The 14743-nt window shown below is 71.2% G+C and carries 8 protein-coding genes; 3 read left to right on the plus strand and 5 right to left on the minus strand.

From position 1 onward, the window contains the following. Nucleotides 1-15: 15 nt before the first annotated feature. Complete coding sequence (locus ACGFI7_RS16115) at nt 16-5604, plus strand: TIR domain-containing protein (protein WP_393404730.1); 5589 nt, start codon at nt 16-18, stop codon at nt 5602-5604. Here ACGFI7_RS16115 and coaE read toward each other — a convergent pair. The 5 genes from coaE to polA form a co-directional block, all read right to left on the minus strand. Further along, nucleotides 5601-6203, minus strand: coding sequence for a dephospho-CoA kinase (gene coaE / locus ACGFI7_RS16120; protein ID WP_393404732.1), 603 nt, complete (start codon nt 6201-6203; stop codon nt 5601-5603). The genes ACGFI7_RS16115 and coaE overlap by 4 nt on opposite strands. A 20-nt stretch (nt 6204-6223) precedes the next feature. Then, a complete protein-coding gene (locus ACGFI7_RS16125; RefSeq protein ID WP_393404735.1) occupies nt 6224-6694 on the minus strand; it encodes a GNAT family N-acetyltransferase in 471 nt (156 codons plus the stop codon). A 271-nt stretch (nt 6695-6965) separates the two neighbouring features. Beyond that, nucleotides 6966-8444 carry a 30S ribosomal protein S1 gene (gene rpsA / locus ACGFI7_RS16130; protein WP_393404738.1) on the minus strand — a complete coding sequence of 493 codons (1479 nt, stop codon included), beginning with the start codon at nt 8442-8444 and terminating at the stop codon, nt 6966-6968. Between the two features lie 212 nt (nt 8445-8656). Beyond that, nucleotides 8657-9742: a polysaccharide deacetylase family protein gene (locus tag ACGFI7_RS16135; protein ID WP_393404740.1), complete on the minus strand. Its 1086-nt coding sequence runs from the start codon at nt 9740-9742 to the stop codon at nt 8657-8659. 126 nt (nt 9743-9868) lie between these two features. After that, complete coding sequence (polA, locus tag ACGFI7_RS16140; RefSeq protein WP_393404743.1) at nt 9869-12559, minus strand: DNA polymerase I; 2691 nt, start codon at nt 12557-12559, stop codon at nt 9869-9871. 143 nt (nt 12560-12702) lie between these two features. Here polA and ACGFI7_RS16145 point away from each other — a divergent pair, with 143 nt between their 5' ends. Together ACGFI7_RS16145 and ACGFI7_RS16150 are read left to right on the plus strand one after the other, a co-directional pair. Next, complete coding sequence (locus tag ACGFI7_RS16145) at nt 12703-13047, plus strand: PaaI family thioesterase (RefSeq protein WP_393405677.1); 345 nt, start codon at nt 12703-12705, stop codon at nt 13045-13047. Between the two features lie 533 nt (nt 13048-13580). Next, complete coding sequence (locus tag ACGFI7_RS16150) at nt 13581-14732, plus strand: branched-chain amino acid ABC transporter permease (protein WP_393404745.1); 1152 nt, start codon at nt 13581-13583, stop codon at nt 14730-14732. The last annotated feature ends 11 nt before the right edge of the window (nt 14733-14743 follow it).

Below are 14743 nucleotides of genomic sequence, written 5' to 3' on the forward strand. Positions count from 1 at the left end.
CGGGATACTGGAGGGATGGCGCGTGACGGCAGGCCGACCCAGATCTTCGTCAGCTACTCCCCCGCCGACACGGCGTGGGCGACCTGGATCGCCTGGGAGCTGGAGGCGGCTGGCTACCGCACGATGATCCAGGCGTGGGACTTCGTGCCCGGCACCAACTTCATCGACTTCATGGACCGCGGGGTCAGCGAGGCCGAGCTGGTCGTGGCGGTGCTCTCGCGCAACTACCTCAGCTCGCGCTACGGGCGGATGGAGTGGCAGGCGGCGCTGCGCGCCGACCCCGACAACCCGTCCAACAAGCTGATCACGATCCGGCTGGAGGACGTCCGGCTCGAAGGGCTGCTGTCCACGATCACCTGGGTCGACCTGCTGGGCGTCACCGATCCGGGGCAGGCCAGGGCGCTGCTGCTGGGCCGGGTCAGGGAGGCGCTGGCGGGCCGGGCCAAGCCGGAGGCGGCGCCCGCGTTCCCCACCGGCGCCGAGATCGGCGGTCCCGCTCCCACGCTGCCGCCGCCCGGCGAGCGGTCGCGGGCGCGCCGCACGCCGGTGTCGGCGCCGAAGTTCCCGCCGGCCGCGGGCCCGCATCCGCCGCGCGAGTCGATCAGCGTGCTGCACATCGGCGGCCCGCGCTTCGGCCGGGCGCTGCCCGACCCGGGCGAGCCGTTCACGCCTGAGGACATGCAGGCGCGCATCTGGGCCGACCTGACCGGGATGTACGACCGGGGGATGCCGCGGCCCGACCTGATGGTGGTCAGCGGCGACCTGACCGAGTCGGGCAGTCTCGGGCAGTTCGGGCAGGCCACCCGGTTCGTCACCGACCTGCGGCTGCTGGTCGGGCTGGAGCCGCACCGCCTGGTGATCGTGCCGGGGCCGCGTGACGTGACCAAGGCGGCGGCCAGCGCCTACTTCCTGACGTGCGAGGCCGACGACGTGAGCCCGCAGCCGCCCTACTGGCCGAAGTGGCGCCACTTCGCGGGCCTGTTCGAGGAGGTCTACCAGGGGCTGGACGACCGGGTGTTCGACGGCGGGCAGCCGTGGACGCTGTTCGAGATACCTGATCTGAAGGTAGTGGTGGCCGGTCTCAACTCGACCATGGCCATGAGCCATCTGGAGCGCGACGCGTACGCGATGCTGGGTGAGGCGCAGGCGGCCTGGTTCGCCGAGCGGCTGCGCCCGTACGAGGAGCGGGCGTGGCTGCGGCTGGGCGTGCTCGGCCACCCGCCCGACGCGCTGCACGACAGGCCCGCCTACGACCGGCTGCTGGCGCACCGGCTCAACCTGCTGTTCCAGAGCGGCGGGCAGGGCGGCGAGCTCGCGATCGCCGCGCCGCGCTCCGGCCGCCACCACGTCGTGGAGATCACCTCCCGCGGCCTCCGGACCTGGCTGCCCGACGGCGACCGGCCGGAGCGGGCCGCGCGCGCCTGGCGGGCCGCCCGCGCCACGTTCGCGGCCGAGACGGCGCCGGCGCCGCTGCCCGGCCCGCCGGCGGGGCCGGGCGGGGCCGGGCCGGACGGGCGCCCGCCGAGCCCGGTCGACCTGTTGCTCGACCGGATCACCGAGGTGTGCGAGGCCAGGCACGACCGGGCCAAGATCCGGCGGCTGCGCGACCATCTGGTGGTCACCCATCCGGAGGACGGGTTCGTCCGGCAGTCGATGATCGGCGCCCACGTCGGCGAGCTGACGGCCGAGGACGCGACCGCCTTCGTGCGGCAGGCGCACGCCACCGAGCTGTCGGCCGAGCTGGTCTACCAGGGGCCGCCGCCGCCGCGCGCGCTCCGCGACGACCTGATGCGGCGCGGCGTGCGGCTGCGCAGCTTCACCGAGTTCCAGGGGCTGCTCGACCTGTCGGGCTACGTGGCCGAGCAGACGGCCAGGCTGGCCGGCGACCGCCGCTACCCGCCGGAGCTGTACGTGCCGCAGCGCTACCGCGAGCTCGACCGGCCCGGCGGCCAGGTCAAGACGGGCCTGACCGACGAGCTGATGCGGCTGCTCTCCGCCGACCACGGCAGGTTCCTGCTGCTGCTCGGCGACTTCGGCCACGGCAAGACCTTCGCGCTGCGCGAGCTGGCCCGGCGCATCCCGGCCGAGCTGCCCCACCTGACGCCGATCTTCATCGAGCTGCGCGCCCTGGACAAGGCCCACTCGGTCGACGCGCTGGTGGCGGCCCACCTGGCCAACCACGGCGAGGAGGTCATCGACCTGAAGGCGTTCCGCTACCTGCTCCGGCAGGGGCGGATCGTGCTGCTGTTCGACGGGTTCGACGAGCTGGTCACCCGGCTCACCTACGACCGGGCCGCCGACCACCTGGCGACCTTACTGGCCGCCGCGGAGGACAAGGCGAAGATCGTGGTGGCCAGCCGTACGCAACACTTCAAGTCGCACAGCCAGGTGCTGACCTCGCTCGGCGAGATGGTGGGCGTGCTGCCGCAGCGGCGGGTGCTGGGCCTGGAGAACTTCACCCGCGACCAGATCCGCTCCTACCTCCACAACCGGTTCGACGGCGAGGACGAGGCGACGGCCCGCATGTCGCAGATGGAGGGCATCGAGGACCTGCTGGCGCTGGCCAGGAACCCGCGCATGCTCAGCTTCATCGCCGACCTGGACGCCGAGCGGCTGCGCACGGTCGCCGAGGCCCGCCACACGATCAGCCCCGCCCTGCTGTACGAGCAGATCCTGGAGGCGTGGCTGGCCTTCGAGGAGCGCCGGGCCAGGATGCCGGGGTCGGCGGCCACGCTGACCAAGGACGAGCTGTGGCAGGCGGTGACCGCGCTGGCGCTGCGGCTGTGGGAGAGCGGCGAGTCGCTGCTCGGCATCGACGACCTGACCGAGATCGCCGGCACGCTCGCCGACCTGGCGGGCGGCCAGCTCACCGCGGCGCACACCGCGCACGCGATGGGGTCGGGCAGCCTGATGGTCCGCACCGAGGAGGGCATGTTCGGGTTCATCCACGCCTCGGTGATGGAGTGGCTGATCGCCCGGCACGTGGCGGCGACGCTGGACGCGCCGGTGGTGCTGTCGCGGCGGCCGCTGTCGGCGCTGACCGTCGAGTTCCTGTGCGACCTGGCGGAGGTGCGGGCGCTGCGCGCGTGGGTGGCCGACCCGCCGGGCGACGACGTGGCCAGGGCGAACGCCGTCAAGATCGCGGCCCGGCTGCGCACCCCGGCCAGGGCCGACCTGCGCGGCGCCAACCTGAAGGGCGAGGACCTCTCGGCCAGAGACCTGCGCGAGGTCGACCTGACCGGCGCCGACCTGACCGAGGCGACGCTGGCCGGCACCAACCTGTCCAGGGCGGTGCTGCGCGACGCCCGGCTGGTCGGGGCCAGGCTCGACGGCGCGGTGCTGGCCGGGGCCGACCTCACGGGCGCCGACCTGTCGGGGGCGCGGCTGGCCAGGGCCGACCTGAGCGACGCCGCCGTGTCCGGCGCCCGCTGGCACCGCGCGGCGCTGATCGACGTGCGCGGCACCCTGCCCCACCTGCCGGGCGCGGCCGTGGTGCCCGGCCAGCCGGTGGAGACCCAGTTGGCGCCGGCCGAGATCGGCGTCCCGTACGGCTATCACTTCCAGACCAGCCGGCTGCCCGAGCCGATCGCCTACAGCCCCGACGGCGCGACGATCGCGATCGGCAACGAGGACGGCGGGGTCCTGCTCTGCGTCGGCGGGCTGCCGGTGCGCACGCTGCAGGGGCACGCCGGGCGGGTGTACGCGGTCTCGTTCTCCGGCGGCTTGCTGGTGAGCGGCGCGAGCGACGGCACCGTGGTGCTGTGGGACGCGCTGACCGGCGAGCGGCTGCGCACGCTGACCGGCCACCCGGACGGCGCCTGGCCGGTGCGGCTCAGCCCGTCGGGCGAGCTGCTGGCGGTGGGCGGCGGCGACGGCGTGGTGCGGGTGTGGGACACCTCGACCGGCGAGCCGGTCCACCAGCTGGCCGGACACCAGGCCCCGATCTACACGGCGTCGTTCGGCGGGTCGGCGCTGGTGACGGGCGACTCGGCGGGCGTGGTCCGGGTGTGGGACCTCGCCGACGGGGAGATCGTCACGACGCTGGACGACCACCGCGGCGCGGTCTACCGTGCCGTGCACGGCCCCGGCGGCGCCCTGCTGGCCACCGGCGACGAGGCGGGCACGCTGCGGCTGTGGGACACCCGCACGTGGGAGCGGCGGCACGCGCTGACCGGGCACCGCGGCAGCATCTACTCCGTCACGTTCTCCCCCGACGGCTCGCTGGTGGCCACCGGCGACACCTCCGGCGACGTGCGCCTGTGGGAGACCTCCGGCGAGTTCCGCGGCCTGCACACCACCCACGCGGCGGCCGTCTACCAGGTGGCGTTCTCGCCCGACGGCGCCACCCTGGCCACCGGCGACTCCGGCGGCGTGGTGCGGCTGCAGGCCGTGGGCGGCCCGCAGCGCACCGAGCTGATCGGGCACCGCAGCTCGGTGTGGCCGTTCGCGTGGCGGCCCGACGGCGGGCAGCTCGCCACCAGCAGCAACGACGGCACCGTCCGGCTGTGGGACCCGGAGACCGGCCAGAGCCAGCGGGTGCTGCGCGGCCACGGCAGGCGGATCACGTCCGTACGGTTCAGCGCCGACGGCACCATGCTGGCCACCTGCGGCAACGACGGCGTGGCCCGTATCTGGGAGCCGGCCACCGGGCGGAAGCTGCACGAGTTCACCGGCACCTCCGACCGGCTGGTCTCCGCGCTGTTCTCCCCCGCGGGCCCGCTGCTCGCCGCCTCCAGCAACGACGGCGGCGTGCACTTCTGGAACGTGACGACCCAGGAGTACGAGCGCGAGCTCAACACCGAGACCGACCACGTGTGGGCCGAGGCGTTCAGCCCCGACGGCACCATGCTGGCGACCGCCAACGACGACGACAGCGTGCGCGTCTGGTGGCGCTCGACCGGCCGGCTCGTCACCAACCTGGCCGACCACCGCGGCCGGGTCCGTTCGATCGCCTTCAGCCCCGACGGCCGCTACGTGGCCACCGGCTGCGACGACCGGCGGGTACGGATCTGGCACGTGGAGTCCGGCGGCCGGGTCGCCACCCTCGACGGGCACACCGACCGGGTGTACGCGGTGGCGTTCTCGCCGTCGGGCCGCCTGCTGGCGAGCGCCGGCAACGACGGCCGGGCCCTGGTGTGGGAACTGCGGCCGGGTCAGCCGTGGCACCCGCTGCTCCGGCACACCCTCGACGGCGGCACGGGACGGCTGTGGAGCGTCGCCTTCGACGCGACCGGCGACCGGCTGGCGACCGGCGGCGACGACGTGAGCGTGCGGGTGTGGGACGCGCAGTCGGGGCGGCTGCTGCACCGGCTGGCCGGGCACGCGCGGCGGGTCTGGTCGGTCGCCTTCAGCCCCGCGTCCGACCTGCTGGCCACGGCGGGCGACGACGGCGTGGTCATCCTGTGGGAGGGGGCGGAGCGGCTGGTGACGCTGCTCGGGCTGCCGGAGGGCTGGGCGGCGCTCGCCCCCGACGGGCGCTACAAGGTGCACGGCGAGACGGCCGGGCAGTTCTGGCACGTCGTGGGCATGTCGAGGTTCGAGCTGGGTGAGCTGGACGCCTATCTGCCGGGGGTGCGCCAGGTGCCGCTGGACGCGCCGTTCTAGCCTCGCGCGGCGCGCTCCAGCAGCTCCGCCCAGACCTCCTCGACGCGGGTGTCGAGCTCGTCGAGCGACCCCTCGTTGGGGATGACGATGTCGGCCACGGCCAGCCGGTCCTCGCGGCTCGCCTGGGCGGCGATGCGGGCCTTGGCGTCCTTCTCGGCCATGCCGCGGTGCGCGGCCAGCCGGTCGATGCGCACCTCGTCGGCCGCGTCGACCACGATGACCACGTCGTACATGGCCGCGAGGCCGTTCTCGGCCAGCAGCGGCACGTCGTAGACCACGATCGCGCCGGTGGGCGCCTCGCTCTGCAGCCGGGCGACCCGCTCCCCCACCAGGGGATGCACGATCGCGTTGAGCGCGGCGAGCTTCTCCTGGTCGGCGAAGACGATCGAGCCGAGCTTCTCCCTGTCGAGCGAGCCGTCGGGACGCAGCACCTCGTCGCCGAACGTGGCCACGACCCGGGCCAGACCGGGGGTGCCCGGCTCCACCACCTCGCGGGCGATCTTGTCGGCGTCGATGACGACCGCGCCCTTGGCGGCCAGCCTCTTGGACACCTCGCTCTTGCCCGAGCCGATGCCGCCGGTGAGCCCTGTTTTCAGCACAGCGGAAGCCTACCGGGCGGTCAGCGCCTCAGGTGGACCAGCGTGAGGTGGTCGTCCATGCGCTCACGACGGGTCTCGCGGTAGCCCAGGCGGCGGTAGAGGCGCAGGTTGCCCTCCGACAGATGGCCGGTGAACAGGTCGAACGCCGTCGCCTCGGGCACCTGGTCGTGCAGCGCCCGCAGCAGCGCCGTGCCCAGCCCCTGCCCCTGGCGGTCGGGCGCCACGACGAGCCGGCCCACCAGGCAGGTGGTGCCGGACAACGTGCCGGACAACGTGCTGGACAACGTGCCGCGCACCGCGCCGACGATCCGCCCGCCGTCGACGGCCTTGAGCGTGACGCCGGTCTCGATGGCCTTGCGGACCTGCTCGACGGACTCCACCAGCGGCGGGATGAACGGGTCGCCGTAGAGCTGGGCCTCGCTCACGTACGCCGCCCGCTGGACGGTCAGAATCTCCCCGGCGTCGTCGGCCAGGGCCCGCTGGATCTCCACGCCGAGCACCCTACACGCCGCGGTGGACCTCCACCCGTGGCGGAACGCCGCTGAGCGCCCCCACGACGCCGCGCGCGGCGGCCCCCTTCGCCCGTGCCCGGGACCAGGACCGGGGACAGGCTGACGCCCCATGGGAGCCATACAGGACGACTCCGGACATGGCCGACCCACCGGGGACGGCGGGCAACGGCCGGGCGGGGTACCCGGGACGCGACAAGGCCCCGCACGGATCCGTGCGGGGCCTTGTCGGTGTTACCGAACTACCAGGCGATCAGCTCTGGCCGCCCGCGAGCTTCTCGCGGAGGGCGGCAAGGGCCTCGTCGGAAGCCAGGGCGCCGCCGACCGGGGCCGACTGGCCACCGCCCTGCTGGCCCTGCGGCTCACCGTAGGAGGTCGGAGCAGCCTCGCCCGCCTCGGCCTCGGCCTTGCGGGCCTCCTCGATCTGCTTGCGGTGGGCCTCGTAGCGCGTCTGGGCCTCGGCGTACTGCCGCTCCCACTCCTCACGCTGCTTGTCGAAGCCCTCCAGCCACTCCCCGGTCTCCGGGTCGAAGCCCTCGGGGTAGATGTAGTTGCCCTGGTCGTCGTAGGTGGCCGCCATGCCGTAGAGCGTCGGGTCGAACTCGACCTCGGCGCCCACGCCCTCGTTGGCCTGCTTCAGCGACAGGCTGATGCGGCGACGGTCGAGGTCGATGTCGATGATCTTCACGAAGATCTCGTCGCCGACCTGGACGACCTGCTCCGGGATCTCCACGTGGCGCTCGGCCAGCTCGGAGATGTGGACCAGGCCCTCGATGCCCTCCTCGACCCGGACGAACGCGCCGAACGGCACCAGCTTGGTGACGCGGCCCGGCACGACCTGGCCGATCTGGTGGGTGCGGGCGAACTGCTGCCACGGGTCTTCCTGGGTCGCCTTGAGCGACAGGGAGACGCGCTCGCGCTCCATGTCGACGTCCAGGACCTCGACCGTGACCTCCTGGCCGACCTCGACAACCTCGGAGGGGTGGTCGATGTGCTTCCAGGACAGCTCGGACACGTGGACCAGACCGTCGACGCCACCGAGATCGACGAAGGCGCCGAAGTTGACGATCGAGGACACGACGCCCTTCCGGACCTGGCCCTTCTGGAGGGTGTTGAGGAACGTCTGGCGAACCTCGGACTGGGTCTGCTCCAGCCAGGCGCGGCGCGACAGAACCACGTTGTTGCGGTTCTTGTCGAGCTCGATGATCTTGGCTTCGAGCTCACGGCCGACGTACGGCTGCAGATCGCGGACCCGGCGCATCTCGACGAGGGACGCCGGGAGGAAGCCGCGCAGGCCGATGTCGAGGATGAGACCACCCTTGACGACCTCGATGACGGTTCCCGTGACGATGCCGTCCTCGTCCTTGATCTTCTCGATCGTGCCCCAGGCGCGCTCGTACTGAGCACGCTTCTTGGACAGGATCAGGCGGCCCTCCTTGTCCTCCTTCTGGAGAACCAGGGCCTCGACGTGTTCGCCGACCTCCACGACGTCAGCTGGGTCGACATCGTGCTTGATCGAAAGCTCACGCGAGGGGATGACTCCCTCGGTCTTGTAGCCGATATCGAGAAGGACCTCGTCTCGATCGACCTTGACGACGGTGCCCTCGACGATGTCGCCGTCGTTGAAGTACTTGATGGTCTCGTCGATCGCGGCGAGGAAGGCTTCCTCGGACCCGATGTCGTTGACCGCTACCTGCGGGGTGCTCGAGGTGGCCTCAGTGCTGGACGTCATGTGTGGAATTGCTCCGAACGCGGACAGGATGTCGATGTGGCGGACGCGCGGCAGGCCCTCTTCCGCATCAAGCCGAGGAATTACGACGTCGACGTGACCGAGCGCGAGCCCGCTCCGTCTGAGGCGCGCGCGAGCCCACAGCGCAGCGATCAGCATATGAGACCTTGGCGGCGGGGTCAATCCAACCAGCACATCCGCCACAGCTTGGGAAGCTAGTAAGCGTTGATCCGAAGACCGCGCTTGGCACCGATATTACCCCTAAGTCGCGACGGGATGGAGATCCGCTCCGGGTCCCCGTCGGAGACGTATCGCTCACCAGGGTGCTTGTTCAGCCACTCCAGCCAGTACTGGGAACACCATTTGCGGCATTCCCCCTTCTTGCCGTTGCTCTGGATCCGCTGGATCGCACCACGATCGAAATTTTTCGCGTACGGCGAAAGCGACGGCTCGGCGCCGGCCAGGAAGACCCCGTCGTAGTCGTACCGGGTGCCCTCCCAGGTCCCGGAGCGCGCGGCCTTCTTCTTGCGCGGCATGGACCCGTATGGGAGCGCCATGGTCTTGGCGGGGCCGGCGCCGAGCCGGACGAGCAGGCGCTCCGCCTTGGCGAGCTGCTTGCGGACCTTCGTCGTGGACAGGGTCCGCAGGTTGGGGTGGGCCCAGGTGTGGTTGGCCACCTCGAACCCGTTGCCGGTCAGCCACTTCACCGCCGCGGCCTGCTCCTGCTCGGTCTGCAGGCCGAACGGCGTGTGGTTGATCCAGAAGGTGGCGACGGGCCGGAACCCGGCGTGCTTGGCGGCGGTCTCCAGGATGATCGCGACCGCCGTGTCGGGCTTGACGTTGCCCTGGGCGTCCAGCCCGAAGTGGCTCGGGTGCCCGTCGTCGAAGGTGAGCACGACGGGGAACTTGCCGGGCGGCACCCGGATGTCGCCGGCGGCGAACTCCCTGGCGCTGATCGGCACGTAGCCCTGCCGGGCGAGCTTGTCGAGCTCCTGCCGCAGCTGGGCGGGGGTGCGGTCGATGGACGCCTGCCGCTTGCCGACGATCCGGTGATACATGATCACCGGGACCTTGCCGAGCTCGTTGGCCTTCACCTCACGGGCGGACTCCGCCGTGGCGACGATCCCGGGCGGCGGCGTCGGCTCGGGGGTCGCGACCGGCTCCGGGGTCGCCCGCCGGGATAACGCGGTCTTCGGCGCGGCGGGCTCTCCCGGGATCACCAGGAGCCCGATGATCGCGAGCGCCACGACCGCGACGTTCGCCATGCCGACGATCCGGGCGAGGAACGATGGGGACCGCACAGAACTCCCGTGCCACTCGGGGGAAACGAACCCACAGGGTAGTGCAGGACCGTCATGCCCCCGGATCACCACCCTGCTCGCGTAGGCCATGTGCCCGGCCAAAAGAGGGCGAAACGGGACAAATGGCTAGTGGCCGGCGTCCTCCCAGGTGCGCCCGATCCCGACCGACACCTCCAGCGGCACCCGCAGGTGGTAGGCGGCGTTCATCTGGTCGGTGACGAGCTGCCTGAGCGCCTCCAGCTCACCGGGCGCGACCTCGAACACCAGCTCGTCGTGCACCTGGAGCAGCATCCGCGAGGAGAGCCCCTCCTCGCGCAGCGCCTGGCGCACGTGGAGCATGGCGACCTTGATGATGTCGGCCGCCGAGCCCTGGATGGGGGCGTTGAGCGCCATCCGCTCGGCCATCTCCCGGCGCTGACGGTTGTCGCTGGTCAGGTCGGGGAGGTAGCGGCGGCGGCCCATCATGGTCTCGGTGTAGCCGTTGGTGCGGGCCTGGCGGACGATCTCCTGCAGGAAGTCGCGCACGCCGCCGAACTCCTGGAAGTACTCCTCCTTGAGCGCCCGCGCCTCGGCGACCGGGATGTTGAGCTGACCGGCCAGCCCGAAGTCGGACAGCCCGTAGGCCAGGCCGTAGTTCATCGCCTTGATCCGGGCCCGCAGCTCGCCGTCGATCTGCTCGGGCGGCAGGTCGAACACCCGGGCGGCGGTCGCCTGGTGGAAGTCGTGGCCCGACTCGAAGGCGGCGATCAGCGACTCGTCGCCCGACAGGTGGGCCATGATGCGCAGCTCGATCTGGCTGTAGTCGGCGGTCAGCAGCGTCTCGTAGCCCTCACCCACGATGAAGCCCTGCCGGATGCGGCGGCCCTCGGCGGTGCGGATGGGGATGTTCTGCAGGTTGGGCTTCTCCGACGACAGCCGGCCGGTCGCGGCGATGATCTGGTTGAACGTGGTGTGGATGCGGCCGTCGTCGGCGATCTCCTTGATCAGGCCCTCGACGGTCGTGCGGAGCTTGGTCTGGTCACGGTGGCGCAGCATGATGACCGGCAGCTCGTGGTCGGTCTGCGTGGCCAGCCAGGCGAGCTGGTCGGCGTCGGTGCTGTAGCCCGTCTTGATCTTCTTGGTCTTGGGCAGGCCGAGCCGGACGAACAGGATCTCCTGCAGCTGCTTGGGCGAGCCCAGGTTGAACTGCTCGCCGACGACCCGGTGGGCCTCCTCGACGGCGTGCTTGACCGCGGCGCCGAACTCGGCCTCCAGACCTCCGAAGTAGTCGCGGTCGACGGCGATGCCGGCCCGCTCCAGCTCCGCCAGCACGGTCAGCAGCGGCAGCTCGACGTCGGTGAGCAGGTGGGTGCCGCCGCGGCCGGCCAGGAAGGCCTCCAGCGCCTCGGCCAGCTCGCGCACCGCGTGGGCGCGCAGCGCCAGGTCCTTGGCGGGGGCGTCCTCGTCGTCGCCGAACAGCGCGGCCTGACCGTCGGACTCCTGCTCGGCGCGCAGGTCGCGGTTGAGGTAGCGTCTGGCGAGGTCCTCCAGGGCGAACGTGCGCTGGCCGGGCATCGCGAGGTAGGCCGCGAGCGCGGTGTCGCAGGTGAGGCCGCGCAGGTCCATGCCCTGCGCCCACAGCGCCAGCATCGAACCCTTGGCGTCGTGGACGGCCTTGGGCCTGGACGCGTCGGCCAGCCAGGCGCGCAGCGCCGACTCGTCGGCCTCGGTGAGCTTGGCCGGGTCGATGTGGGCGGCGGTGCCGTCGGGCGAGGCGACGGCGATGGCGTCGACGCGGCCGGTGCCGCTGCCGTAGGCGCCCTTGAAGGCCAGCCCGGCCCGGCCCTCGGGCAGGGCCGACAGCCAGCCGGCCACCCGGTCGGGGCCGAGGATCACGGTCTCGACCTCGAAGCCCTGGTCGGGCTCGAGCTCGCCGGTGCCGAGCGTCTTGAAGACGCGCTCGCGCAGCTCGCCGCGGATCTGGAGGGTGTCGAACAGCTTGTTGAGCTCCTCGCGGTCCCAGGCGCCCTGCTTGAGGTCGGCGACCTCGGCCTCGACCGCGACGTCGCGGAGCAGCTCGGTGAGCCGGCGGTTCATCAGAACCTGGGCGACGTGGTCGCGCAGCTTGTCGCCGACCTTGCCCTTGACCTCGTCGACCCGGTCGACCAGCGCGGTGAGCGAGCCGAACTCGCGGACCCACTTGGCGGCGGTCTTCTCGCCGACGCCGGGGATGCTGGCGAGGTTGTCGCTGGGGTCGCCGCGGAGCGCGGCGAAGTCGGGATACTGAACCGGGGTGAGGCCGTACTTGTCCTGCACCGCCTCCGGCGTGAAGCGGGTCATGTCGCTGATGCCGCGGCGGGTCATGAGCACGGTGACGTTCTCGTCGACGAGTTGCAGCGCGTCGCGGTCGCCGGTGACGATGAGCACGCTCATGCCCTCGGCGGAGGCGCGGGTGGCCAGCGTGGCGATCAGGTCGTCGGCCTCGAAGCCGGCCTTGGACAGCCGCGGGATGCGCAGGATGTCGAGCAGCTCGAAGATGAGCTGCATCTGGCCGCGGAAATCTTCTGGGGTCTCCGCTCTGTTGGCTTTGTAGGCGGAGTATTCCTCGTGCCGGAAGGTCGGCTCCGAGCGGTCGAAGGCCACCGCGATGTGCGTCGGCTGCTCGTCGCGCAGGATGTTGGTCAGCATCGACGTGAACCCGTAGACCGCCTCGGTGTGCTGACCGTCGGTGGTCATGAGGTTGGCGTCCTTCAGCGCGTAGAAGGCGCGGTAAGCCAGGGAATGCCCGTCGAGCAACAGCAGGCACGGGCGGCTGGGGGTCACTTCACTCTTCGGCACACTGGCAGCCTAGTCTGCGACTGCGACAGAAAACCCGAGCTGGAAAGAGTGGAGGCGTCCCCTTGACGCAGATCGACCCCTCAATCGACCCCGCGGTCGCCCTCGAACTCGTGCGGTCCCAGACCGGCCTGCTCGCCGACCGGATGGGCATCGAGTTCCTGGAGGCCACGGCGCAGCGGGTGGTCGCCCGCATGCCGGTGGAGGGCAACACGCAGCCGTACGGACTGCTGCACGGCGGCGCCTCGGTGGTGCTGGCCGAGACGGTGGGCTCGACCGGGGCCGCGCTGCACGCCGGGGCCGGCCGGATCGCGGTCGGCATCGAGATCAGCGCCACCCATCACCGCTCGGCGACGTCGGGCTTCGTGACGGCGGTGGCCACTCCCCTGCACGCCGGGCGGACGCTGGCGACCTACGACATCGAGATCACCGACGAGGAGGGGCGGCGCGTCTGCACCTCGCGCCTCACGTGCATGCTCCGTGACGCCTGACCTTTTCGTGACTTTCGCCCGCCCTTTGCGCATGGCCCCCAGGGGTCGCTACGGTTGACACCACTAGAGCCCGCGGGGAAGGCCGAGTAGATAACAGGTGAGGCCGGGGAAGCCTTGCATGGTCCCAAAGGCCCCCCACGGGCTCTTTCACTGCCGAAACAGATCGTTATCAAGCCGCAACCCTCAGCTGCCAGGTGCGACTCCTGATTTAGCCCCTGACCTGCCTCCTTTGTTTCCTCACATGAGTGACACACACATGTCACTAAATGGTGACGAAGGATACTGAACCGGGCGTACGCGAAATAAGCTCCCGCCACAGCATCCCAGTTGTGCCTGCGATGCCCGCGTGTCGAGATGGAGGGGCACAACCCCGCCTTGACCTATTTGAGGGAGCACCATTGCGCAGAGCCGTGATCGCGTTCACGGCCTTCCTGGGTGGACTCATCCTGCTGCTTGCCGCTCCGGCCCACGCGGCCGAACCGGAACAGAGCCTGAGGGGAACACTCAATTTCCAAGGCCAGCCAGTGAACGGCGTGAAGATCGTGGTGACCACCGAGAGCGGGCAACCCGTTCAGGAGACCACCAGTGACGCCAAGGGCACATGGGAAGTGCCGATCGACAAACCCGGCGCCTACAAGGTCACGCTGGACCCCGCCTCGCTCCCGCAGAACATGGCCATCCGCGGCGGCAGCAACCAGCGGACCCCGACCGTGTACGAGGGCAACCCGACCACCGTCTTGTTCGCCCTGCAGGAGAAGGGCGCCGACGGCGCGCCCGCGCCGGACGAGGGAGGCGGCAGCGCGTTCTGGCAGCGCGCCGCCCAGCTCACCTTCGAAGGGTTCAACCTGGGGCTGATCATCGCCCTGGCGGCGCTCGGCCTGTCACTCATCTACGGCACCACCGGCCTGACGAACTTCGCCCACGGCGAGCTCGTCACCTTGGGAGCCTTGCTCGCCTATCTCATCAACGTGCCCTTCGGGCTGCACATCATCCCGGCCGCCGTCCTGGCGGTCATCCTGGCCGGCGGGCTGGGCTACGCGCAGGACCGGTTCTTCTGGGGCGGCCTGCGCAAGCGAGGCACCGGAATCATCGCCGCGATGATCATCTCGATCGGCGTCGCGCTGTTCCTGCGCAACCTGTTCCTCATCCTGTTCGGCGGCGAGACCCAGGCGTTCGCCCAGTACAACGCCCAGGCCGGCCTGCAGATCGGGCCCATCTCGGCCACGCCCAAGAACCTCGTCTCGATGGGCGTCGAGCTGGCCGTGCTCATCATCGTCGGCATCGCCCTGCTGCGCACCCGTACCGGCAAGGCCACCCGCGCCGTCGCCGACAACCCGGCCCTGGCCGCGTCCTCGGGCATCAACGTCGACCGGATCATCCGCATCGTCTGGACCGGCGGCGGCGCCATCGCCGCGCTCGCCGGCATCATGCTCGGCCTGTCGCAGAACCTGAAGTTCACGATGGGTCAGGAGCTGCTGCTGCTGATCTTCGCGGGCGTCACGCTCGGCGGTCTGGGCACCGCCTTCGGAGCGCTGGTCGGCTCGATCATCGTCGGCCTGTTCATCCAGGTGTCGACCCTGTGGGTGCCACCGGAGCTCAAGAACGTCGGCGCTCTGGCCATCCTCATCCTCGTGCTTCTCTTCCGGCCGCAGGGCATCCTGGGCCGCCGAGAGCGGATCGGCTGACCGGGGGGAAT

Origin of the sequence: Nonomuraea sp. NPDC048826, from assembly GCF_043198225.1 — a bacterium.
Taxonomy (GTDB): Bacteria; Actinomycetota; Actinomycetes; order Streptosporangiales; family Streptosporangiaceae; genus Nonomuraea.